Source organism: Pseudoalteromonas sp. Z1A8 (genome assembly GCF_011378855.1).
In the GTDB taxonomy this organism is placed as follows: domain Bacteria; phylum Pseudomonadota; class Gammaproteobacteria; order Enterobacterales; family Alteromonadaceae; genus Pseudoalteromonas.
The window spans coordinates 1-24793 of sequence record NZ_WTLB01000043.1 but is presented as its reverse complement, the minus strand read 5'-3'; the positions used below and the strand labels follow the sequence as shown (position 1 = coordinate 24793).

At 38.0% G+C, this 24793-nt stretch carries 24 protein-coding genes; 9 read left to right on the top strand and 15 right to left on the bottom strand.

Translation table 11 applies throughout. The annotated features are described in order from the left end of the window. Nucleotides 1–265: 265 nt before the first annotated feature. Both GQR55_RS15350 and GQR55_RS15345 read left to right on the top strand, forming a co-directional pair. Nucleotides 266–3205, top strand: a complete 2940-nt coding sequence (locus GQR55_RS15350; protein ID WP_166421288.1) for a TonB-dependent receptor — start codon at nt 266–268, stop codon at nt 3203–3205. A gap of 144 nt (nt 3206–3349) precedes the next feature. Further along, on the top strand, nt 3350–5089 hold the full coding sequence (locus tag GQR55_RS15345) for a SulP family inorganic anion transporter (protein WP_166421295.1): 1740 nt from the start codon (nt 3350–3352) through the stop codon (nt 5087–5089). A gap of 52 nt (nt 5090–5141) precedes the next feature. On the opposite strand, the gene GQR55_RS15340 is transcribed toward GQR55_RS15345, so the two are convergent. Next, a complete protein-coding gene (locus tag GQR55_RS15340; RefSeq protein ID WP_165721108.1) occupies nt 5142–5819 on the bottom strand; it encodes a glutathione S-transferase family protein in 678 nt (225 codons plus the stop codon). Nucleotides 5820–5996: 177 nt separating this feature from the next. Here GQR55_RS15340 and GQR55_RS15335 point away from each other — a divergent pair, with 177 nt between their 5' ends. Continuing rightward, on the top strand, nt 5997–6767 hold the full coding sequence (locus GQR55_RS15335) for a DUF1223 domain-containing protein (protein ID WP_166421287.1): 771 nt from the start codon (nt 5997–5999) through the stop codon (nt 6765–6767). A gap of 25 nt (nt 6768–6792) precedes the next feature. Here the strand turns inward: GQR55_RS15335 and GQR55_RS15330 are convergent, their stop codons facing one another. After that, nucleotides 6793–7446, bottom strand: coding sequence for a hypothetical protein (locus tag GQR55_RS15330; RefSeq protein ID WP_166421286.1), 654 nt, complete (start codon nt 7444–7446; stop codon nt 6793–6795). Between the two features lie 183 nt (nt 7447–7629). Between GQR55_RS15330 and GQR55_RS15325 the strand changes: the two genes are divergently transcribed. Beyond that, nucleotides 7630–8988: a serine hydrolase domain-containing protein gene (locus GQR55_RS15325; protein ID WP_166421285.1), complete on the top strand. Its 1359-nt coding sequence runs from the start codon at nt 7630–7632 to the stop codon at nt 8986–8988. 70 nt (nt 8989–9058) lie between these two features. Here the strand turns inward: GQR55_RS15325 and GQR55_RS15320 are convergent, their stop codons facing one another. Continuing rightward, entirely contained in the window at nt 9059–9400 is a 342-nt protein-coding gene (locus GQR55_RS15320; protein WP_166421284.1) for a YajD family HNH nuclease, read from the bottom strand. Nucleotides 9401–9562: 162 nt separating this feature from the next. On the opposite strand from GQR55_RS15320, the gene GQR55_RS15315 reads away from it, so the two are divergent. Continuing rightward, on the top strand, nt 9563–10039 hold the full coding sequence (locus tag GQR55_RS15315; protein WP_166421283.1) for a YqhA family protein: 477 nt from the start codon (nt 9563–9565) through the stop codon (nt 10037–10039). Between the two features lie 96 nt (nt 10040–10135). Here GQR55_RS15315 and GQR55_RS15310 read toward each other — a convergent pair whose 3' ends face one another. The 4 genes from GQR55_RS15310 to GQR55_RS15295 all read right to left on the bottom strand — a co-directional run bounded on the left by GQR55_RS15310 (nt 10136) and on the right by GQR55_RS15295 (nt 13227). Then, entirely contained in the window at nt 10136–10732 is a 597-nt protein-coding gene (locus GQR55_RS15310; RefSeq protein WP_166421282.1) for an acyl carrier protein phosphodiesterase, read from the bottom strand. Nucleotides 10733–10873: 141 nt separating this feature from the next. Next, the gene (locus GQR55_RS15305) at nt 10874–11368 is read right to left on the bottom strand and encodes a hypothetical protein (RefSeq protein ID WP_024590238.1); all 495 of its coding nucleotides are present in this window, start codon (nt 11366–11368) and stop codon (nt 10874–10876) included. A 253-nt stretch (nt 11369–11621) separates the two neighbouring features. Continuing rightward, the gene (locus GQR55_RS15300) at nt 11622–12932 is read right to left on the bottom strand and encodes a HipA domain-containing protein (RefSeq protein WP_166421281.1); all 1311 of its coding nucleotides are present in this window, start codon (nt 12930–12932) and stop codon (nt 11622–11624) included. Then, the gene (locus GQR55_RS15295; protein ID WP_166377973.1) at nt 12922–13227 is read right to left on the bottom strand and encodes a helix-turn-helix domain-containing protein; all 306 of its coding nucleotides are present in this window, start codon (nt 13225–13227) and stop codon (nt 12922–12924) included. The genes GQR55_RS15300 and GQR55_RS15295 overlap by 11 nt, the downstream gene beginning before the upstream one ends. A gap of 409 nt (nt 13228–13636) precedes the next feature. Here GQR55_RS15295 and GQR55_RS15290 point away from each other — a divergent pair, with 409 nt between their 5' ends. The 4 genes from GQR55_RS15290 (at nt 13637) to GQR55_RS15275 (ending at nt 16660) form a co-directional block, all read left to right on the top strand. Continuing rightward, on the top strand, nt 13637–14020 hold the full coding sequence (locus GQR55_RS15290) for a hypothetical protein (protein ID WP_166421280.1): 384 nt from the start codon (nt 13637–13639) through the stop codon (nt 14018–14020). 241 nt (nt 14021–14261) lie between these two features. Then, a complete protein-coding gene (locus tag GQR55_RS15285) occupies nt 14262–14507 on the top strand; it encodes a DUF4235 domain-containing protein (RefSeq protein WP_002958040.1) in 246 nt (81 codons plus the stop codon). 390 nt (nt 14508–14897) lie between these two features. Beyond that, nucleotides 14898–15206 carry a hypothetical protein gene (locus GQR55_RS15280; protein WP_166421279.1) on the top strand — a complete coding sequence of 103 codons (309 nt, stop codon included), beginning with the start codon at nt 14898–14900 and terminating at the stop codon, nt 15204–15206. Between the two features lie 305 nt (nt 15207–15511). Next, entirely contained in the window at nt 15512–16660 is a 1149-nt protein-coding gene (locus GQR55_RS15275; RefSeq protein ID WP_166421278.1) for a hypothetical protein, read from the top strand. A 165-nt stretch (nt 16661–16825) separates the two neighbouring features. Here GQR55_RS15275 and GQR55_RS15270 read toward each other — a convergent pair whose 3' ends face one another. The 8 genes from GQR55_RS15270 to GQR55_RS15235 all read right to left on the bottom strand — a co-directional run bounded on the left by GQR55_RS15270 (nt 16826) and on the right by GQR55_RS15235 (nt 24672). After that, a complete protein-coding gene (locus tag GQR55_RS15270) occupies nt 16826–17854 on the bottom strand; it encodes a nucleotidyl transferase AbiEii/AbiGii toxin family protein (RefSeq protein ID WP_166421277.1) in 1029 nt (342 codons plus the stop codon). After that, nucleotides 17832–18524, bottom strand: a complete 693-nt coding sequence (locus tag GQR55_RS15265) for a DUF6088 family protein (RefSeq protein ID WP_166421276.1) — start codon at nt 18522–18524, stop codon at nt 17832–17834. Before GQR55_RS15265 ends, GQR55_RS15270 begins: the two co-directional genes overlap by 23 nt. A gap of 738 nt (nt 18525–19262) precedes the next feature. Continuing rightward, complete coding sequence (locus tag GQR55_RS15260) at nt 19263–19463, bottom strand: hypothetical protein (RefSeq protein ID WP_166421275.1); 201 nt, start codon at nt 19461–19463, stop codon at nt 19263–19265. A 104-nt stretch (nt 19464–19567) separates the two neighbouring features. Further along, nucleotides 19568–20302 carry a hypothetical protein gene (locus GQR55_RS15255; RefSeq protein WP_166421274.1) on the bottom strand — a complete coding sequence of 245 codons (735 nt, stop codon included), beginning with the start codon at nt 20300–20302 and terminating at the stop codon, nt 19568–19570. Next, nucleotides 20299–21132 (bottom strand): hypothetical protein, encoded by an 834-nt coding sequence (locus GQR55_RS15250; RefSeq protein WP_166421273.1) that lies wholly within the window; start codon nt 21130–21132, stop codon nt 20299–20301. Before GQR55_RS15250 ends, GQR55_RS15255 begins: the two co-directional genes overlap by 4 nt. Before the next feature lie 20 nt (nt 21133–21152). After that, the gene (locus GQR55_RS15245) at nt 21153–22514 is read right to left on the bottom strand and encodes a TnsD family Tn7-like transposition protein (protein ID WP_166421272.1); all 1362 of its coding nucleotides are present in this window, start codon (nt 22512–22514) and stop codon (nt 21153–21155) included. Between the two features lie 5 nt (nt 22515–22519). Beyond that, nucleotides 22520–23515 carry a hypothetical protein gene (locus GQR55_RS15240; protein WP_166421271.1) on the bottom strand — a complete coding sequence of 332 codons (996 nt, stop codon included), beginning with the start codon at nt 23513–23515 and terminating at the stop codon, nt 22520–22522. Nucleotides 23516–23529: 14 nt separating this feature from the next. After that, complete coding sequence (locus tag GQR55_RS15235; protein WP_166421270.1) at nt 23530–24672, bottom strand: ATP-binding protein; 1143 nt, start codon at nt 24670–24672, stop codon at nt 23530–23532. Nucleotides 24673–24793 lie beyond the last annotated feature (121 nt).

Genomic DNA, 24793 nt, shown 5'->3' with positions numbered 1-24793 from the left:
ACTTCAATAAAATTCACTCAAAATATAAAAAATAAAAATACACCATAAGCCATTAAATTTATTAAATATAAGCAAAATAAAAGAACACTTTGTAATACACCTTGTGAATTTTTGGTAAACAAAGGTTGTAATAAAAGCTGAATTGGACTAATTTCAACCATACCACCTGTATGACACACTACAGGGAAATAGCAGTTAAATTGGTTAACCAAACCAAGTAACAACACACACAATGACGTAAGTCGTACCCAAACGGGAGAGATACATGAAACTCAATCAAATTACTTCAACATTAATTAATAAACATAAAAGAAGTAGCTCTACAACAATCAGTGCAGCAGCCCTTTTATTAATGGCTTCTTCTACTATTGCAGCGCAAGAGGCTCCGGCAGCTTCAGAAACGGCAGCTGCAGATATTGAAGTTATTGAAGTAAAAGGCATGCTAGGTAGTATGAAAGCCGCCGCTATGCTTAAGCGTACTGACGGACGTATTGTAGATGCGATTGTTGCTGAAGACATTGGTAAGTTACCTGATAATAATATTGCAGAAGCACTGCAACGTATTACTGGTGTATCTATTAATACCGATTTTGGTGTGGGTGACAGTGTTTCGATTCGTGGCTTACCTCAAAACCGTGTTGAATTAAACGGTCGCTCTACTATTGGCGACTCTCGTGACGGTATTAGCTTACAAGATTACCCATCAAGTTTCTTAAAAACAGTAGAAGTAGTTAAGTCTCCTACTGCCGATATGATTGAAGGTGCATTAGGCGGAACAGTTAGCTTAAAAACAGTTCGCCCATTAGAGTTAGATAAACTAACTGGCGCAGTTTCATTAGATGGTGAATATGCAGATAAAACAGAAAAAGTAGCACCTATTTTTAGTGGTTCACTTGGTAACAACTGGGACTTTGACGAAATGGGTACCTTTGGTGCTATTGCTATGTTTTCGTATCAAGATCGTGAAATTCGTCAAGATGAAACGTCTAGCCGTGTTAAACCTCAAGACATTGATATTAATGGCCAAGAAGGTAATACACCAAGTGGCAACGCTATCGTACGAGACGAGCACAGTGTTGAACAATATGTAGAACAACGTAAACGTACTGCTGTAAATTTATCACTTCAGTGGGCACCGCAATCTGGTAATGGCATGGTGTATCTAGATTTAAGTGGCACTAAACGCTCTGGTGAGCAAAGTGGTAACTCTATATTAGGTGTTGCGGGTTCGTTATCAACAGATGCAAATACAACTCAAGATGCTAACGGCGTAAATAATTACACGCTAACCAACGAATTTGGCATTCCTAAAACATACAGTGACTTTCGTGAAACTGACTCGTTTTCAAATGCACTTGGTGCAGAGTGGAACCTGACTGATAGTATAAAAATCTCTGGTGAAATTGCTGTTGCGTCGTCAGAAAGCGTAAGACCTGATTCTGAATTTACACTTCGCCCCATCGAAAAATCAACATTTGAAGCAAGTGGCGGAACTCAGCTAACAAATCATTTATATGATGGTGCATTTTCTCAAAACGGTAATAAATTACCAAGCATCATTCATTCAGATCCAAATGCATTTACTGACCCACAAAACTTAGCACTACGTACGTTTAAAAGTGAAGATAGAAGAACAGACAATGACGAAACAGCTATTCGTTTTGATGTTGAAATGTTTGAACCTCTCAGCAGCTTAAGCTGGGTATCTAAAGTAAAAGCAGGTGTACGTGTTACTAACCGCGATTACGAATACGAGCAATACAAGGTAGAAATTAAAGACATTTACAAAAATGCATTTAACAACTCAGATGGCTCATTAGCTACTTTATGGGTTGATGACTACAACGCCGCTTTTTCAAATAGCTTCACAACAGTGAGTCACGACAACTCTTTTGACCAATTAGGTAATTCTGGTCAAAACGACCTACTAACGTTTTTAAGCTACAACGGTTTATCTAACCCTGCAAATACTTACGCTCAACTTCAGCAGTTACTTGCAGGTACTAACCTAGCGTCAACGGGGAGTCTTTCAGATAACCAAGAGTTCCAAGAAAGCGCATACCGTAACGTAGTTGAAGATACAGCAGCTGTGTACATATCAGCGTACTTAGACTTTGATAACATCACTGCGATTGTGGGTGGTCGTTATGTGACTACAGATTTAGAATCAAGCGTATTTCTTAATGGCGAAAAAGTAACTGGCGACAATGACTACAGCGACTTTTTACCAAGCTTAAACGTTACGTATAACTACTCAGACGAAACATTATTCCGCTTTGCTGCTGCAAAAGTTATGCGCCGCGCTGACTTTAGCGAGCTAAGCCCTGCATTTGACGTTAATAACGATATTACGGGTGCAACGCAAGGATCTATTGATTTAGAACCATACCGTGCAACGCAGTACGACTTATCAGTAGAGCATTACTTTGATGAAGGTAACGTACTATCTTTCGCTGTATTTTATAAAGATGTTGAGTCTTTCTTAAGTAACGAAAGCAGCTGTCAGGCTTCTTCAAGCACTTCAACTGGTCAAAACGTAACGCAGTGGAACCAAGTATGTCAGCTTGACGTTGCAGGTGTTTCACAAGACAACCTAGTATACTCTGACGCAACTGATTTCCCTGTAGATGCAGATGGCTTTAACCATGTTGCAGGTCTGCGTGACGCAGGACTAACGGGTATCGATACAGTTAAAAATGTAAATGGTGAAAACGGCTCAGTACAAGGTTTTGAAGTGGGTTACCAACAGTTCTTTACAAGCTTACCTGGTGCATTTTCTGGCTTAGGTGTTAATGCAAACTACACGTATGCAGACAGCGAACAACCAAACGGCAACCCACTATTAGATATTTCTAAAAATACATATAACTTACAAGTATTTTGGGAATACGAAGGGTTCTCTACTCGTATCGCTTATAACTACCGTGACAGTTTCTTAGATACTGAAAACGAAAAACGCGTAGAAAATATTAACTCAGATGGCAGTATTTCAGCAGAAGGCACTGTTTACGGTAATAACTACCGTGACGACAGAGGCCAGTTAGATTTCTCTGCAAGCTGGGATATTAACGAAAACGTGACCTTAGTAGGTAATGCGACCAACTTAACGGGTGAGCCTTCAATCTACCTATCTGAACTAGGTGGTGCTTGGAAGTACACTGAAGCGGATCGCCGTTTCAGTTTTGGTATTCGCGCTAAATTTTAATTTTCCCTGGACACTAAAGCCTGCTTTTATGCAGGCTTTTTTACGCCTATAAAAATTACGTAAAAAACACTCCCTCCTAGCTATACTTATTTGAATATTAAATTTACTATCAAAACGTTACTACCATTAACAGGAAAAGTTGAAGTGCTGTCGCGTTTATATAATTTTATGCCGGGTTTAGATACATTGCTGCACTATGAGCGACAATGGTTTGCTGATGATGTAAGAGCAGCGCTATCGGTAGCTGCCGTAGCTTTACCTGTTGCCATTGCTTACGCACAGCTAACCGGTGTTAATGCTGCCGTAGGGTTATATTCTTGCATATTGCCAATGATGTTATATGCACTTTTTGGCACTTCAAAACAGTTAATAGTAGGCCCTGATGCTGCTACCTGCGCCGTTATTGCAGCAGTAGTAACACCTCTTGCTGCAGGTGACAGTTTTAAACATTGGCAACTTGTTGTCACCATGACCGCTATGACCGGCTTTTGGTGCTTTATAGCCAGTAAATTTAAGCTAGGTGTATTAGCCGACTTTTTATCTAAACCTATTTTAATGGGATTACTAAACGGCGTAGCCATTACTATTATTGTTGGTCAATTTTCCAAAGTATTTGGCTTTACCTTTGACGAACGCTACCTACTTGAACGCTTAGGTGGTGTGCCCACATACCTAGCGCAAACACATGTCCCCACCTTATTAATGGCTTTGTTTACACTGGCGGTTTATTTTGTGATGAAACGCGTAAAACCCACGTGGCCTGCATCTATGTTCGCCATTGCCTTTGGTGCGCTTTTGGTGTGGATTTTTGATTTAAAACAGCTTGATATAAAAACCATTGGCACCGTAACAGGTGGACTTCCCGTTTTTAATACCCCTGTTTTTGATTTAGGGATTATTCGTGAGTTAGTGGTCCCCGCACTTAACTTAGCCATCGTGAGCTTTGTTAGTATGATGCTAACTGCCCGCAGCTTTGCTGCTAAAAATGGCTACGACATAGACGCCGATAAAGAATTTAGAGCGTTAGGTATTGCCAATATAGCGTCAGCTCTTTCGCAAGGTTTTGCAGTCAGTGGCGCCGACTCACGCACCGCTGTTAACGATGCAACAGGTGGTAAAACACAGTTAGTATCAATAATAGCAGCGGCCATTATTGCTGTCATAGCCGTATTTTTAACAGCCCCACTTGAATTTATTCCAAGCGCAGCGCTAGGTGTTGTACTCATTATTGCCTCTGTTCATTTACTCGATTTAAAAGCTGTTTGGCAATTAAAACGAAAAGATAAACAGGCATTTTATCTCGCATCAGCCACCTTACTTGCCGTGTTATTTATTGGCGTTATACCAGGGATCACACTTGCTGTATTACTGGGGTTATTTCAGTTTATTCGCACCGTAATGCGCCCAACCGATAATATACTCGGCGTAGATGTTAACGGTGTAGTAAGAAGTTTAGACGCCACAGATAAAGCAAAAGCGGTGCAAGGCGTGTTTATTTACCGCTTTAATTCACCTTTAACTTACTTTAATGCCAGCTACTTTAAACGCAGATTACTTGAGCAATACGCAAGACAAAAAGACGATACACAATGTGTAATAATTGACGCTGTGCCCTGCTTTACTCACTTAGATTTAAGTGTAATGGCCATGCTTGCCGATCTCGACGTTATATTTAAAAAGCGCGATATAAGGCTTGAACTTGCAGGCAGAAAACGCCAGCTGCTCTCATGGTTTGATATTGCAGGAATGAAGTCAGGAACAGAGGGTATATACATTCACTCAGACCTATACATCGCCCTAAAAAGAAATAGCGTAAGCCAGCACACCGAGGAAGTTAATTTATTCGTGGCAGATGAAAATAAAGAGGCGTTAACACAGCCATAAAATACTAAACAGCAGATCAGCTAACTGCTCTGCTGTTTATATTAAGTACTTTTTATACTTTTGGGTAGTTTGAAGGGAAAAATGCTTTTTTAGCGTCTTCATCAAACTCTTTTTTAAAGGCTACATCAGTACCAATTACGCGTGCACGTGCAACCGCTGGGCGGCTATCAATGCTTTCAAACCAACGCTTAAGATTTGGATACGGTGCTAAGCCCTCTTCACCTAATACAACCGGTGCTTTATCAATCCAGCCCCATGCAGATACATCAGCAATTGTGTATGTATCACCCACAATAAAGTCACGACCCTCAAGGTGCGTATCAAGCACTTCGTAATGGCGCTGCGCTTCACGTAAATAACGATTAACCGCGTAATCAAGCCCTTCTGGTGCCATATGTCTAAAGTGAACACTTTGCCCTGAATACGGACCTAAACCAGATGCGATAAACATTAACCACGACAGCATTTCAGCGCGATCGTCGGCCTTACCTTCAAGCTTTCCATATTTTTCAGAAAGGTACATTAAAATAGCATTCGAATCGAACACACGCGTTTCACCATCAACAATGGCTGGCGCTTTAGCGTTTGGGTTAATTGCTTTAAATTCAGGTGTATGTTGCTCACCTTTTAAAGTATCAAGAGGAACAAGTTCAAACGGCAAGCCTGTTTCTTCTAAAAAAAGAGCAACCTTCATTGGGTTAGGAGTATGGTGAAAATAAAATTTAATCATGTAAAGTTCCTCAATAATTGAGCAACGATTAAAACACAACCTGAGCGGGTGTTCAAATTAAGTTTTAACCAAGTAAAATATACAGTTAAAACGTGATTTAATTGTGAGTATTTCGTGATACTTCATTCGTAAATATCATTTAGGCTGAATGCAATATCAACCTTTGCGAGAAGTAACATGCCTTTTAAAGCACTATCCCGTCCATTTTTTATCTCACTTGTTGGGTTAATAATTTTTTGCTTTCAAAGCCAAGCTGCTGAGCAAGTAACTATTTCCAGTACAGCTAATCCGACTACCTTTTTAGAGCTTTACACATCGCAAGGTTGCAGTAGTTGCCCACCAGCAGAGCGCTGGATTTCAACGTTTACAGATGATGAAAAGCTATGGACTGATTTAATCCCTATTAATTTTCATGTTACTTATTGGGATTATTTAGGATGGAAAGACCCGTTTGCCTCTGCTGTTTTTAGTAAAAGACAACGTACTTATAAAGCACTCGGTAAAAGTAGGATTGTAGCAACCCCAGGATTTATGGTTAACGGCAGCGGGTGGCAAGGTTGGTTTTATAAGCAAGCTATTCCTGTAGCTAAAGCCCCTCATTTAGGTAATTTAAAAGCGACTATAAACAATAGTAAAATTAATCTCGAATACGATACTGTTAATACCAAAGATGATACTAACCAAAACTTAATAGCCCATGTAGCTCTGTTAGGCTTTGGCATAGAAACACAAATACACAGCGGCGAAAACGCAGGCCATAAGTTAAAACACGACTTTGTTGTTATTGGTTACGAGCAAAGTAACATGCAAACCAAGCAACAATTAACATCCGCTAATTTAGCCCTGCCTAGCGCTAATAATGTAATGCCAATTAAGCAAGCCTTAGTATTTTGGGTATCTAAAAAAGGCGACCCGACGCCACTACAAGTTGCTGCTGATTGGTTTTAGTACGGATAAAATAAACTGCTGAAGTTTAAAAGTAAGCCACTATAATACCTTTAACTATACAGCTAGTTAGCAGTCCACTCATGGCCATATACGTAAACATAAAGCGTTGCTCTGAATCTGTTTTAAACACGAAAGCGACTAAGTAAAGAGTAGTAATAATAGCTACGCTTAGCATAAGCCCATAAATAAATGAGCCGCAATAATGTGGTAATACAGCTAAAGCGAGTGCGATTAAATTAGTGCCAAAGAATGCTACGGGCTTTTTAATGCCTCGTAAAATGGCAAACAGCGGTATAACAAAAGTAAGACCATATAACCAAATTATATGAGTAGACCATTCGTGACTTAAGGGGGATACAACTTCAAAAGTAGAAAGCTTAAAATTACTCGTAAAGGTCAATACCGTATTAATAATTATACTTACAATAAAAGCCCCTATAAATAGAGCGACTAACACCACAATTGCACCACCTGCGGTAGCTCCTGCTTTCTCTTTTTCTATAATTAAAATAATGACACTTAACAGCCCACTTAATTGTAACCACTGCCAATAGTCGCCCGTAAATAGAGGGATAGCAGCTAAAACGATCGTAGTTATAATTAACTTACTACTATCATTTGAGCGTAAAAAATAAAAAGCCATAATAGCAATATAAAATAAAGCAGTTACATCGGGCATATAAATAACTTCCTTGTAAAAATATAATAAAAACCAATAAACGCAGCGATTATACCTATCACTAAGCCCCTATAAAATCCGATAATTGTGTTTACTTTTTAGCTATGCAATATTAATTCACTAATAAGCACAAGGATCGCTAAGCCTACCCGAAGGTTTGGTATAAAAATTAAAAGGATGAATATGATTAAGCCATTTTACGCTAGCTGTTTGTTAGCCTTCTCGCTATTAATACCTAACTTTGTAAAAGCAGAGCCAACAGCTTTGCAGTATCAGCAAATTCTTAACGATAACCTTGCTGAAAACGAGCCAGGGGTATCGGTAATTATTAGCAAAAATGGCAAAGTACTTTTTAAAGGATCGCGCGGGCTTGCTAACCTTGAGCACAACATTGCACTTAACGAGCACAGCGTTTTACGTTTAGGTTCTATTTCAAAGCAATTTACTGCCGCTGCAATTATGATGCTACAAGAGCAAGGTAAGTTATCAACCTCAGATGATATTCATAAATATGTTGCAAGCTTTCCTACAGAGGGCAACCTCGTCACTATCGAAAATTTGTTAACTCATACATCGGGCATTGCCAACTACACAGATGACGACGACCTATTCGATAAAGAAATACAAGTACCCACCAGCGTTGACGATACACTCACGAGATTTGCAAAACACCCAATGGTGTTTAAACCTGGCGAAGCGATGGCTTATTCAAATACCGGTTATTCACTGCTTGGTAAAATAATTGAAGTAGCGAGCGGGCAATCTTATAAATACTTTATTGAACAAAATATATTTAAAAAACTAGGGATGACTCAAAGCAGCTACGAAGGACAAGAACTTGTTGCCCACCGCGCATCAGGGTATGAGCAAACAGAGCAAGGTTTTATCAATACCAGCTACATTAATATGGACTGGCCCTACGCCGCAGGGGCGCTTATATCTACCCCAACCGACTTAAACATTTGGTTTAGTGCGTTATCGTCTGGCAAGCTAATTAATAAACCAAGTTATGAAAAAATGATCAGCCCTTTTAAGCTCAACGACGGCAGCTTTTCATCCTACGGTTATGGATTAATTATTAAGCCTTTGAATGAATACACTGTAATTAAACACACAGGTGGAATAAATGGCTTTTTAGCACATGCACGCTATATTCCAGAGCAAAGGCTATATGTGGCAGTACTGGCTAATTCAAACCACATAAATCCTATTTTTATGAACGAAAAATTCACCGCTAAAGCACTTGGTATCGTACTGCCCGAGTTTAAAAAAACCGATATAACAGCGCAACAACTAGCGCCTGTATTAGGTGATTACCGAATTGATAAAAGCACTTTACGCAGCCTAATTTTTGAAAATGACGTTTTGTATTCAAAGCGTACTGGTGGCGATAAAACAAAACTTATTACGATGTCTAAAAATAGCTTTTACTATCCTAATTCAAACAATTACTTAGTAATAGAAAAGAACAGCCAAGGGCAATTAGTGATGAAACATTTTAGTGGGTTATCAATAACTCCTACTAAGGCGATTAAAATTTAGTAATAGATTTATATAAATTCAAGACCGAAATACTAAGTACTTCGGTCTTATTATAAAGCTAGCTCAAGCATCACTTTGATTTATTTAGCATTGCTTTTAAGTCGGCAAATGGGGAATGCGTTGCAGCCTCTACTTTGCGCTCTGTAGTCGACCCGCCATACATAATGTGTTCGTGATATTTATTGTGCTCATTATCGTGGCAATAAATACACAATAATTCCCAGTTACTGCCATCCTCAGGATTATTACTGTGATTGTGATCAACATGGTGCACCGTTAACTCACGTAAATTTGAGTATTCAAACTCACGAGCACAACGCCCGCATACCCAAGGGTACAGTCTTAAAGCTTTTATTCGGTAACCTTCTTCTTGCTTCACGTAAGCCTGAGGTTCATTAAGATTCTTACTCATAATATTCCAGATAAATGTTTTAACACGCTGTTTAACATAAAAATAAATGTAAAATCAGCCGATTTGAATAAACTAATGCAAATAAAAGAGCAAAAAGTTCGTAAGGGATCTAACTTAAACTATGCTTCGTATAAATCAGGTCTAATTATAAAGTTGAGCAACATGGAAAATATATTCCAAACAAGTCGGTTTTTAGTAGTAATAGCCGTGATTACCGCTGCAATATCATCACTACTCGTTTATGTTTCATGCATTAATATTGTATTTAATATAGTAATAACAACATTATTCGATTTACCTGATTCAGCTAAAGCAGGTAAAGCGCTAATAGTTGAACTACTGAAAATTCTTGATTTACTGCTAATCGGAATTACCTTACAAGTGATTGCTATTAGCTTGTACCGACTATTTATAACACCATCTAAGCCTGAGGAAAGTAAATTTTTAGCTGCTTTTAATATTAAAGACTTTCATGATTTAAAAATAACTCTGGTACAAGTAACCTCAGTGGTACTGGTAATATTGTTTTTAGAGCACGCAGTTGAGTTCGGCGGCACAATAGAGACACTCTATTTAGGTATTGCCATTGCGATCGTTATTGCAGCATCTACATTTGCATGGCGCTCAATGAAAGACTAACTAAACATATTGATTTTAAGTAATTATAAGCGGTTATAATTACTTAACCTCCAAACTATAAAAAGATATATATCGACACCAAACAATACTTCTACCCTAACCTTTGTTACTACCTTCAAGAGCAAACTCATTTACATGCTTAACTAGCTCTGGGAAGAATTCTAAAAAAGTAGCCTCTAGTTCATCGTAGTTACGCGCTATATCGTCAACAGCGCCTGTAAAAGTGTTAGCAAAGCGAATGCGCTTGGCAATGTTATCCAGTGCTAACCCTATTCCCTCAACGGTTTCGTACTCTTTAAACCAATCGTTTTTAGTCATGCTTGTTACAACATGCTGCATTCGTTGTGGCATAACAGGTATACGGTTATTTAAAAGCTGATAACTGGTGTACTTAAAATCACTTAAAGGTTGCTTGTTAAATCGTTGCCAATGCACAATTAAAAAGTGATCAAATACCACATCAATAGCCACAGCAGCAAAGCGTTTACGCTCGGGTGAAAAATACTGTTTAGCATGTTTAACTGCGCGGCGAGAGTCGGTAAATTTATCGACTAAATAATGGTTATCGAGCCCATTTATAACCGTATTTGGCAATTGCTCTACGTGCCTTTTACCACCAAAGTCACCCAGTAAGTTCCCAAAGTGAGAATCGGCTGTAGGTTGTGCTAAATAAAGGTGAGCTAAATAATTCAAAATGTTCTCTGATTGGTATTAATACAATTCAAATAGTAACTTAATTGTAAGCGCTACTTAAAGTTAGATTTTATGCCTAATCAAAAAAATAGCACAAAAAAGGTGAAACTAAGTTTCACCTTTTTTATTAACTAGCCGGTGTTACGCCGTAGAAACGTTGCTTGCGCCTGCGTTGTTAAGTATTTCTTCAATAGCGTTTTTATTATCACTATCGTACTTAATACCAATTAATATAGAGCCTTTTTCAATGGCATCTTCGTAATACTTAATTTCGTGCTCAGGGATAAACGCACCAATTGCAGCACCCAAAGTACCACCTACTGCAGCGCCTGCGCCACCAGCAGCAAATGCAGCGACTAATGGCCCGGCAACTAATAAGCCAGTACCGCCTGTTGCTACAGTCCCTACGGCAGTGAAACCGCCAATAATTGCAGCAAGAATACCACCCGAAGCCGCGCCAATAAGGCCGCCTTCAGAAGCTTTAGTACCTTCGTCTACAGCAAAATCTTCCTTTGCGTATGAGTCGTTGGCTACAATGCTTATATCAGCTTCATTAATACCTAAAGCTTCTAATCTATAAATTGCGAGTGTTGCTTGTGATGCACTTTCGAATAACCCAGTAATAACGGTACTCATAATAACTCCTTTATTTATTTAAGAAAATACACTTACTACCAAGCAAAACTCAAACCAAAAAAATTATTAAATTAAATCAACAAGATAAAAAAAAGCTCTAACTAATCCTTTTATTGTTAGAGTAAAAGTTGCTAAATTTTGTAAAAAACTCCTACCTACAAAAAACAAAATGCCTTGCGAAATAAAGGGATATTTTTATCACTCTCTTGTTAATGGTTATTACCGTGTTTACCAATAAAATTAAAAACAATAGTTAAGGGTAGCTCAACTCTAGCGTACGACAACGCTCGCGAATGCGTTTAACAATAGCTCCATATATATGCTCAGGCATCTGCGTACGAAAGCCATCTTCGATTACCTTAAGCACTTTACTTTTAAGCACTTGTATCTGCTTTTCAACCATTAATTTAGGTAAGCCTATATTTACACCAAGCTGAACGAAATCTTCTTTAGTATAAAATCCAAATATATTATAAGCATCACTAAAGTCACCTTCGTCACCCTGCTCTATAGCAAGTACCCCAAAAGACATAAAACATGCTCTGTCGAATGTAGAGTAAGGTGCTAAGCTCAGCATATCGTACATGGGCGTAACTAAGTCCATAATGCGATTACTTTTATGAAGTTTCCTCTGCATAGAAAAGTTTTTTAAATGCAAATCGTTGTTACCGACAATGTGACTGAATACAACTTGTAGAAACAATTTGAGCGTGACGGCTTTACTGTTACCTGCACAACGAGATAACTTCAATAGTACGTTCTCGTAACTCAATGCATCACTATCTTTGTTTTTCGGATGAACTTGACATAGCGACGCCCCATCTTCAATAAAATAGCGCTGCTGCTCATCAATAATATCAAAGCGCTTAGTTATATACGCAAGCTCTCCAGACTCAAAAGGAATAAGTCCGCAATCGGCAACATCAAAGCCAACTTTTTTAGCTAATTGCATAATAAAAAACTCGTTTTCAGGTAGATGGGGAGCAACTTCTGGCGCTGGTTTAACAATGTATTGTCCTCCAGATCCAGTAGGAATGAGCTGCTTACCTTCTAACTTCATGAGTAGCTTACGCTGCACACCCGATATAGACTGTCCATTAGCATGATCAACAGCGTATTCGTTAAAATCATCAGGGGAGCCAATAATAGTTACCCCTTGTTGTTCCAGCGTTTTAGAGTCAGGGATAGGAACGCCAACCGGTTGACGGCCTGTTAAAGTAGCTACTTTGCCTGCAACAACGGAAATGGCTCCTATTAACTCGTTACCATTAGCGCACAATAAACCAAATTCATCATTTTTATCTAGCCTTGATTTTTCTGCATGATGTTTACGCAACCAGCCTTCAGATAATAAGTTTGTAAAAAATGGAGGCAAAATATCAAAACTAAATGGTTCACTTTTTAGTGGAAAGTGATGCCCTATTGGATCGCCACTAATTAGGTAGTTTCTATCGTAAATAAAAATATATTCTTCTTTACCCGATAGGCTCTGATCTCTATATTCAATCAGATCTCCTGCCCTGATACTGTTTGCAAAAACTGTTGCCCTACGATTAATTTCCATTACATCTTGCTACCAGTAACTGATAGTCTCCTAATACACTAAGAATAGATTCAATAGTTGATCGCTTGGCCGACTTTGGACTGTTATATGCTTTATAAAGCGTCGCTTTACTAATAGTGGCAAGCTCGCAAAAAGTATCTATAGTAATGCCATTCTCTTTGCAATATTGATGTACACGCTGCTTTAACTCAGATAAAGGAAAGGTTTCACTATCGCTCGATTGTAAGGACTCTATCCGCTCTATTTCTTTTAAGAGTGTTAAAACCTGTTGTTTCAAATTATATAAGTTGCTCATTATACTCAGCTCTTAAATCATAAGCTCGCCAAAGCGAACTAAAATAACAATAAGTACATTATAATACACCAAAGTAAATAGAAAACCAAAAAAGTACACTGTAGTAAACTTAAGTGAGGAAAAGTATGCAAATGTAAAAGCAGCTATTAAAATCACAATTAAAGTATACAATAACAAACTTAAGTAAAAAAAGTCTGCTAAAGTAAACTAACATTAAAAATAAGGTTAAAACAAAGACGCTTACCCTCTTCAAACCCCTACCCAGTTACAATTGTGTTTTATTAATTAAGTAAAGAGTCAGTCTAATTTTGTTATCACTATTGCTCATTTTTCGGTGCGCATGAATCGTAGAATACTGTGCTAAATTTCCTTTTTTTACTGCCCTGCTATCAGCAGATATAGGCCACTCATGGATTACGAAAACTACTTTTTAAGTCAATCACAGCAAGCGGCACTGCAACAAGCGATGGTCAATACCAAGCTTTTAAACAGCACTTCAATAAACACTGACAACACACCAACACCTGAACAGCAAGCTTATAGTGTTATTGCTGTCGCGCTTTATCGCTTTAATTTACAAAAAATAAAATGGTCATCATTTTTAAAAACAGCAATAAACACAGTTAACAACGCCTGCCAATGGCTAGCCACCGAGCTTGCAAGATGCCAACAAGAATACAAAGCCCAACCTAATGACGCTGTAATAATTGAGCAAAATGCATTTTTGAACGGTATTTTTAGCGAAGAACTCGCCTACATTGGCGCCTTACTAGGAACTGAAGCACAAACTTAATAAACTTCCTAAGCGTGAGTCGAATACCCTTTCAGTTAAACGCTCTGACTCTTGCCGTAATCTCACCCAAATTTTTACGTTTAAAGTTTTACGCTTAAATTTTTAAAACTTTGAGTGAGTTTTTTTATAACTGTGCTTATTACCCAAACGTCTATCGGTACGTAAATTGCTGTTATTAATATTCTTACTTAAAGAGTTACACATAAATAACGCTGCCGTTATTTATAAAAAGGAGAATATTATGAGTAATAAACAGCTAATTACGACGATAGGTATAGGTCTCGCCGCTGCATCTGCAGGTATGTTAACAAGGAAAACTTTACAAAAATCGTGGGAAAAGGTTACCAACGAACCAGCCCCAAAAGATAGACCAAGCGAAGAAACAGATCTTAAAGAGGCCGTTACATGGGCGGTAGTTTCGGGCATTGGTGCGGGCGTTGCAAGAATGGCCGTACGTTATGTACTAGACAAGCGCCGCTCCAAATAAACAGTCCCTATTGATACCTCTTATAAGTATTAAACGTAATACGATGAGGCTCAAAAGACGGCTTGCGACAGCTACTCCTTAGTTGTCGCAAGCAACTTGGCAAAACTCTAGTTAAGATTATTTAACCATAGAGTAAAAACACGTTAGTATTAATATCCAAATTAAGATTCTGTGATGAAGTTTAAAATGTCGGATGGCACGGCTGCCCCGCTTATCCGACCTGCGTAAGTTAGAAAAGCCGAAGACGCCTTGCGACATGCACTTCTAAATTTTAAGCAGATACACTCTATTAAACATTAACTCCCTTTCAAAGTTGTTGCCTGCCTACAAGCTTGCGTATAATGCCCGTATTCCGGCTGCATTTTTTAGCCGCTAACTTGGATTTTAATAATGAAAAAACTATCTGCAGTGCAAATAAAGCAGCAAGCACTTGTACTCAATATTGCTGAAAAATTAGAAGAACAAGGCCGCGCTGAGCTCCCAGGCATGCTGCAATGCTGGTTTGATGTGGAATATCACTTATTTCCAAGTTCACTACTGCTGTGCTTTCAGTTTGAAAACGAGCAAGCATTAACAGCCGCAGAGCCAGATTTATTAAAGTGGCAAAAGCGTTTAAGCGGCGCAATGCTTAAAAAAGGCGTTATTTTAAAAGATATGCGTAAACATTTAAAATTTACGTTCAAAGGGCCTGATGAATAATTAGGACGGTTTAAAACTATATTTGGCTTACGCTCGTGTTGCCGCAAGCGCATTAAACCATAATGAAAAGCCGTTGCATTGCTGCAACGGCTTTTTACTTTTTATTAAAACTTAAAGTAGAACTCATAAAGGTCAATTTCGACTCTGGGATTTTTATTAGCCGATGATGCTAATTGGCCTGTTAAACAATACCAATACTCTGCAAAAGCAAATATCAGTCGATTCAACGTTAATTGGTTGCTCTAAGTTAGCAATAGTAGGATAGTAAATTACATATAAAACAATAGCCTTATATTAGGAATATTATGATCAAAGTATTATTAGCGACCAGCTTAATTACCTCTTCATTCGCTGCTTTAAGTAATCCTTTAACTGTTGAAGAGCAGCGTATCAACAAAGCTCAATCGGCAATGCCAAATGTTTTAAATGCATTTACCCCACAAGTAACAAGCTTTGAGCAACAATTTAAAGAGCTTAACAACTTTAAAAGTGCAAAAACATTAGTACAAAGCTTTAGCTTTGAACTGTGGGAAAACGCCAAACAACGCATTATAAAAACTAATAATTACGACGACCGTGAGCTTTACTGGGCACGCCTGCTTTCAAGCAAAGTAATACGCACAACATCGCCTAAATTTTCAATTACGCAGGCTCAACTAAATACTTTACTAACCCTACTTGAGGAAGGCAGCAGAGGCCGTACCGACCTTGCTTTTTCATCAGGCAGCACTAAAAAAATATTACTTACGGGTTTTGACCCTTTTTTACTCGATAGAAACATAAACCAAAGTAACCCCTCAGGTGTTGCGGCGCTATTACTCGACGGCCAAGTTATTAATTACAATGGCATAAGCGCAGAAATTAATACCGTTATGGTGCCTGTGCGCTACGAAGACTTTGATCAAGGTATAATAGAATCACTACTTGCCCCCTACTACGCACTTAATAATGTAGACATGGTAGTAACCGTAAGTATGGGCAGAACAGAATTTGATTTAGAGCGCTTCCCGGGTAAACGCCGCAGTGTAACCGCCCCCGATAATGCCAATATTGTGTATGGCGGCACGCAAACAAGCCCAGTGATACCAAAGCTTAATGGCCGACCACTCCCGGGCAACGAGTTTGTAAAATTTAGCTTGCCTGTAAATTCCATGCAACAAGCCAAAGGCCCTTATAAAGTTATCGACAATCATGAAGTCACCACGCTTGAAAAAACCTATAAAGCAGGTTCTTACGGCGAGCTTAAAAATAGTATTGCGGTAAATGGCGGAGGCGGTGGTTACCTGTCTAACGAAATATCGTACCGAAGTATTCGCCTGCGCGATGCGCTTAATTCAAGTATACCTACAGGGCATATTCATACCCCACGTATACAACAATTCGAACCTAAAACAGAAGCTAAAATAGTAAAGCAAATAAAGGCAATGCTAGAGCAAAGCTTAGTAGCGCTATAGTTTATAACTACCAATTTAAGCGCATTAAAGGGCAATATTATTGCCCTTTTTAAATGGGGTTACTAGGGGCAGGTTTTCATTTTTTTCTTAATCACAAAAGGCAAAAAAAGACCTGACCCTGCTGATTTTTTAGAACAACTTGTAATTAAGTTGGTTAACTAAGTATCAAACAAAGAATGTTTTGTTTGCGTGAAGCTCGATAACCTTTACTTGTTCAATTAATTGTTCATAGGTAAGAGGCAAGGTTCCTCCGGGAAACATATCGCTCATTTTTTCCCAGTCACTTCGGTAGTGAGAATCCATGTCCTCACAATCAGGACACAATTTCAGTGGCCCCTGGCGAGCTGTGTCACATGATTCTTGATGAGTTTTATAATTAGCGTCAGAAAAATCAACATGATTAAAAAAAAGAGCGCTTTGTTGGTGCCAATCGGGATAAACTGAACTAAGCTGAACAATATCAAATAAATGTCGAGCGTACTTATCCTGACTCTTTTTTTGAGTCAAATTGGTATGCACACCAAACATTTTCTCAAGCATTGTTCTAACAGGAGCTAACGCTACCACCTCAAACGGCTCATCATTTAAGCTGTCTATCGATTCTCCCAACATATGTTGGATTTGGACAGCTTCTGTTGGATTGTCGTCGGACAAACCTCCTGTTTCAAGGAGAACCCTTGGTAACACGCCTGTACCGTATTCACCATCCCCAAGCGCTAAGGGATAATAAATACCGATATCAAGACCATTATCTTCGATTTTGAGACTAATTGAAGAATCAAACTTTTTTAACTCTTGGGACACTTCATCAAACAACATCTCAGCAACAAATTTTTTAGCCGTATCTTGTATTTGATTAGCGGCCTGCTGTAATTTTTTTCGACTGATTCCTTCTTGTTTAACTACAGCATCGTGACCAAGCAGATCCAAAGAGAGAGATAAATCTATATCTTCAGACATTCTGTTTATCACATTGAAACATTTTGATAATGACGTTCCGCCTTTAAAAACAAAGGGGCTAGGAGACCTATCCGATAGTTTAGGTGCTATTACTAAATACAGTACCTTCAGAGTAATTGTTACCCAATAATCCTTTTCAATAATGTAAGCGGGTAAATTACTTATGTGTTGTTCTTGAGCTGCAAGAAGCGCCTCTCTTCTTGCTTCAACATCAAGATTTAGAAACTCGCTCATCTACTTCTTTCCTTTCGAGTGATTCAGAAATCCATTTCATTGAACGAGGTAGAGCGCTAATGAATTTGGTTTGTACTTTTGGTTCTAGCATTGATCTAAACTTAAGCTTTAATTCATCTTCATAGAGTTTAAATCCCGACTTATCTAAATACGAAAATGCACTCCACAAAATAAGAGCTTTATTTTTCGTACTTTCTTCTTTCACATTAAAATGAGAAACAAAAAATTTAAAAGACTCTTTATATTCAAATTTAACATTTTTAACATCTATTTTCGCACGTATACGCTCTGAGATGATAAAGCTCTTCACCATCGAAAGCTGTGTATCCAAGCCAAGAGCATTGACCGCTGTGACACCAGCAGGGGCAATAGTCGCATCTTTGTTTTTAGCAATAGCAGCTACAAGTTCTTTTGTCTCGATAGGTAAACGCCCAAAACGACTTTTTTTTGGTCTGTAGTAAACGCCATTTGAAATTCGAATAATTTCCTTTCTCTTCGTCATGCGACTTAGAGCACTTGCTATTGCATCACTCTGATCATCGCCTAACTTTTTCTTTCTCAAAATTTGTTTAGTTGTAAATGCTTTTCCAAACTGCAAATGATAGACATAGTTCCTCACCAATGAAGATACATCATTTCTAAATTTTATTTTTTCATCTAAAGCAGCCATCCGGCCTCCAGTTAGTAAAAATATATCTTACCATGTAGAAATAATACCACCACTGACAGAAATTGCCAGCCAAAAAACGCCAACCTTTCCTGACATAAACTGACAGCTAAAGATCCATATTTAATGAAATGAAAGCCATGCTTGCACATGGATGTGCTTTCATGACGTTTACGTTCACATCAATTGTGGTTTGAAGGAAATAGCGTGATGCTCGGGTGCGCTGAGAGTGTCCAGAGAGGGACCAGCGGCAGCCTCTCTTTGGCTGCGGTCGCCAGCGCGACAAAACCTTGAATAAGGTTTCTAATTTCTAAAAGTACCAAACGTATTCGCGTTATCGGTGATGATAACCTTAAACACATATTCAAATACTTATTCGGGCTGTCGCCCGCGCGTCAGCAAGTTAAACGCCTACAATAAATAACACATACTCTTGAGTTGTGAGCGAGTAAGTATATTTGTGATTCGTTGGGTTTCGTTTCACTCTTCCCAACCTACGCCCATATTATTTATGGCAATCACCACGCACAAAAAAGCCGTTGCATTGCTGCAACGGCTTTTTAAATTTTGATAAATTCCCAAACTATAATGGGAATTACTACCCATTAAAATTCAAAAATTAGTCTCATGTTCATGATAAATAAGTTTGCGAATGCCCCCTCCATTTTCATTGGGCTGGCGGGCAGCAAAAAAATTAATAAGTTTGCGAAAAAGCACCTTTATTTCCTATTTAAGGAACGGTTATCTAGTGTGGCAATTAGGAATGCAAAACATGCATCCATCCACATTAGAGTAAATACCCTTTGCTTTTTGTACTGCCGAAGAGCATGTGCTGTGCATGCCTAGCTCTGCTTTATTTGTTGGCATAAAGTTACAGCCATTTTTATGCACCTCATGCTCACCAGTAGGTTGCGAGTTATTATTTACATAATATTGATCCATCTTAAATATCCTTAATTTAATATATACAAAGTCACTTCAAATAAGCTTATTTGAAAGTGTAGAACTTAAATTAAAAATATCTAGTATGCTTTTTAGGTATGAATTTATTGAGGAGGTAAATACTTTTTTATAAAGGAAAACTGTTTGATATCTAGATAAAACTCATAGCCGCTTAGATATGGGCTACGTTTTATGTGTATAGCATTATTGGTTAACTCAATGTCTTGGTAAATTATTAATTCAAGAAGCTTCTTAGAGATATAATCAAACCTAGAGCCTAAGCCAAATAAGGCTGCTCCATAATGAATAACAGCCGCAATGTCATCTGAAGTCGCTATATCGGGTTTTACTGACCAGCCAGCAAAACTGTACTCTTTCAGTCGAGATTGCATCACTTCGTTAATATTACACGCTACACTAGATGCCGTTGCTTTGGACTCTCCTAAAGGGATATAGAACCATTTGGTTCCCGTACGATAGGCTTTCAGCCCTAAATTTAAAGCAGTCTGCCTATTTAAAAGCGTGTGTATAACATAGGTTTTATCTCGTACTCGCTGCGTGAATTCATAAGTATAGGGAACGGAGGATTGATAATTTAAAGTCAATTCAAATGCAGTATCAGCCCCTTTGTAAATAACAAAAATTTCTCCCCACCATGTTATCGTAATGGTGTACTTCATTGATTTAAGCTCTTTGAACAGCCCATACAAAAAAGGGGCTATCCATATCCAGTCTTCGGTAGTTATATCAACCCCATTTTTCGGTGAGCGATGGTAATCAAATATAACTCGGCGCTTTTTGGCTTGCTTTAGCTTTGAAATCAAGGATTGGATATTCATCCCTCTTTCCTAATATCAACACTAATTGATTGATAGCGTTTACCCACTTTACCTGCCTTAGTAATACCCACACCACTAAATGTAATTACCTTATTATGATAACTACAATGCTCAAAACGTAAGCTGACTTTATTCCCTGTCTCAGCACTAATATGTGTTAACCAATCACCGTAATCGATACCAAACAAGCGCTTTACTAACCGCCTTAGAAGTTGCTCTATATAAAGCTCCAGCTTTTCCAGCCTTGCTTCTAAATGATTAATCTCCTCGTTAATACTTAGCAAAGTGGAATCACAACCGGCGGATAAACTATTTATACAACTATTATCCAGTTCGTGTATTGAGCTCCCTACTTCGTCTAAACGCCAAATTAAATTAGATAATTCTTCGAGTTCAACTTCTTTTAATTCAAGCTCTTTGACTATAGATAAAGCCAACGTATAGCGTCTTTTATCTAACTCGACTTTTTTAAGAGTACAACCGTCTATTAGGATGTCAGTTGTAGCTATATAAGGAGTGGTAAAGTAAGGCTCTTTATTAGGTGGCACTAACCCCGAAAAAGCAATCTTGTAGGGTGTTACATGTAAGTACGATACTGTGTTGTGCCCATACCTTTTTGTAAGTTCAAAAAACCAATTAATACCCGTTACTTTTAATACCACTTCTTCTAGCTCATTGCTCAAAAGTACCTGCCGCGCGCGTTCGATTTGAGCCATTAAATCATCACTATATTCAATTAAACATAAACTAGGCGTTGTTAGTCGATGATGCATATAGAGGCTACTTTTATTAAGCTCGCTAACTTGAATACAAATAATTTGATGGCTCACCAGTCTCACTCCTCTATTAATTATTTTGAACGATAGGATGCTGGCGGTAGATGCAAATACAGCCATTGGGTGTCGTATTTATAAAGCCACATATAACAAGCGGGGTACATAGTTTTAATTTCGGCACGTGTAGAAAAGGAGTGTTTTTTAAGGACTGAACGCATCTCAATACGATACTTGCCTCTTTTACCCAGTGCACTTAAGTATTGTCTCCACTCTGAAAGCTGATAATGCTCACCACATATTTTCTCAACAGAGCTAACAGATACTTGCTCTTCGCGTGCTATTGCATCTCTAGCATCACCTTTTACTAAACGCATTAAAATTCGCTTTTCTATATCAGCTGAAATAAATTGCGTTCGTTTTAAATAAGCTATGTTTTCTTGTTTAGCTAGCTTAATCACATAACCTATAGAGCAGCTTATACGTCTAGCTATTTCAGTAAAATTTAACTCACCTTCTTGTAGTAATAATAGACACTGTTTCTCACGTTTTTTATCTTTATCTGTTGGTTTCAATAACTGTAAATGCTCTTGCGCCGCTATGTCAGGCAGTTGCTCCAAGGCAAAGCGAAATAATATAAGTTTAAGCGGATGACATGCATAGTAAGGCTTACGAATAAGGTTTCTCACTACGTGTTCAGTAAAAATATCGCTGTTAAACAGGCGCACAGTTATGTTTGATATAGCCGCTATTAAACATTGCATACTGATACTGTCATTACTCATAAACCCTTTTTGTCTAACCAGAGCATTCAAATTATTTTTGTCCAGTAACAAATCATTGCGCTTCTGGCTTTTAGCCGACTCATTAACTTCCAACACATAAGAAGTGAAAAACCGCTGTAAATCACTCGCTGGCACATCAGAAGATGGTATTGCTTGCGGAGGCAAGCTGTACACTCTTGATGAAGGCGGTGTACCGACAAGTAACGTATTGTGTATATGGCAACTTTGTATGCCTGTGAACTGGTGTGACAGGTGCCAATAAGCAACACCATACTTCTCTTTGTCAGCTTCAATGCACGATAAACAATATTTATCCTTGCTCAATGCTTTCAGACCCGATTGGGAGATTTTAGCGTAATTGCCTAATCGATAAGATGGACCCGTGAGCATAACTTTTTTAAGCTTTTTAGGCTCATTACCCGCTAAAGAAAATAGGGGATAGTAAGTATGCTCATTAAGTAATAGTTCTACTGGGAAGTTCGTTTGCGCAGAAAAATACGCTAAGTGGGTGGCTAGCTTTTGGTCTAAACTTAGCCCATATTGTTCAAACCAAAGCAAACTCGCTGAACGATGATTATAACCACCCGAGTAAACTCTGAGCCGTGCCAAAAATGAATATATTGTCTCATCAGGTAGCAACGGCAGTATATTCATTAGTTTTAACTCAGTAGCCCATTACAGTTCAATGAATGTTTTTTAAAATGATCTGCGCGGTAGCTAGCTATATTTTCACCCGTATATTCTTCAGCAAATTTAATTAAAAGCAAAAATATCATAGGGTGTGTCTGCTTCGCTTTAGGAAATAAAATATGTTGAATTTTAAACTTCTCAAATTCAGCACCATAACGCTTAGTAGGCTCCAGTTTGTTAAATGACTCTCTTAGAAATAAACCCCATTGGTTAATTAACCTAGATGAAAACATAACGCCCCTTGACGTATATTTTGCCTCGAATAGTTCATATAAAACTTCGCGAACTGAGGCAACCCATGCCCTTGTGCTTGGTAAGGGCTGAGTTAATAAATATTTAGATTGCTTATCCAACCAAACATGTAAGGGTGTTAAAACTACCCTAGGTAATTTACACGCATTATTAGAAGATATAATAGGGTTGTCGATTAAGGTTTTTTTATGATCCCATACGGCATGTTCTAGAACTGACGAATGCTTTGAGCAAGTGTAAATTGTTGGTATTTGATGCTCACTATACCAGTACGCTAAGCCTATTGATTTTCTATCATCTTCAGCGCACATTCTGCAAAACTTAAGAGGTTTAAATACTTTTAAAAGCTGCTCACCTTCAAATAGATTATTACTTGCCTTATGACCATTTATAATCGCTGCATTGTAAAGGTTAAGCTCACCGGGTTTAATAAAGCCTTGCCAATAATTAGCGCTAAAATGATCAATTAATACCGCACGGTTTATAAGCCCATTGTTATTTTCAATACTTGTTGGCTCCAATATATTTATGCAAGGAATAATGGAGCGAGGGTAGATATTATCGGGTATTGTTGAAGCCCTTATATCGGATATAAGCATTTCTTTAGGTAAGCTTAAATGCTCTCCTAAATAGCGTAATCTCATTATATACGCGGGGAAATATTCATTAGGATGAATAGGAAAGAAGTTGCCTAAATCTTTAATAGCAGTCATTTTGGCACCTTACTCTACATAAATTGATCTAAATCTAGAGGTTTATACGGCTCTTCTTTATCTTTTGTACGCTTACTCCTTTTGATATTTTTTAAAGCTTCATATGTATGATTCGAGTTAGTTTTGACTCTAGAGACTCCTTTTAGGCCAACCTTAAAATCTGTATTACTATTTTTAAGTGCCTTGATAGAAGCTTTTAGTATAGCTTCCGTAGGTTTATTAGCCTGACCGTTTTCTACAAGCTCTGATACCTTGCAAGCGAGATGAATTAATTCATTCATACAACCAAAAGCAAAATCATCTATCAGATCAAACTGCTTTTTTGTTAGAGGCTTTTTCGCTGAATTGAAAATGAAATTAGTAAATAACGTTTGTATAGCTATCTTCCATTCCTCAGAGTCTGATTCGAAATAATGAAGCTCATGATATATAGCTTCTTTAAAACGCCTCAACGTGGCTTGGCTTTGCATTAGAGCTTGAACTAATTGAGGAGTACCAATAAGCAGAATAGGGACATTAAATCGATTATAAATTTGCTGTAAAAAAGAGCTGTTAATAGAGTCCCTATTCGATTGTGATTTCTGATCAAACCACTGACTCTCATCAAGTACAATAATCCCTATTGAATATTGAATACACAGTAAACGTATTACACTGCAATATTTGTGGATACTCTCGCGCTCACTCAGCTTTACTAAATTACAAGTTCCTGCAACTCTATCGATTTCCTCAATAATTAACCTTAGGGTTGCTTTCCTTGTCGCTTCACACGTTACCATTATCCAAGGGATTTGAATCAAAGGTGTATTCGTTACGCTGCTCGAACTTGAGTGATTAACTTTTTGTGGAAATAAACGTAAAGACTCCCTGACTAATTTTGTTTTACCAACACCAGATTCTCCGAATAAACACCCACCTAACTCAACTTTATGCATTATATGGCCACTAGCTTTATCTACCTCATTAAAAAGAGCTTTATTTACATCCTTAAAATATTCCGAGCTATTAATATTTTTATACCTATATCCCTCCATTATCATTGTTTCTATAGCTTTATGAACTTTCCAAGCATCTTCAGTTGGAACGTAAAAATGCTCTTTGATTTGACTTGATATATAGCAATGATGAGATAGTTCAGTATTCTGAGCTTTACTCATAGCCTCATAAAATTTGGACTTACTTTCAATTCTAGGTAAACGGCGTTTTTCAAGACAGTTGTCGCCTAAATTGTTAAGCAGCTTCTTTGTGTTGCTCTGGATTTAACTCCACAGCGCCTAT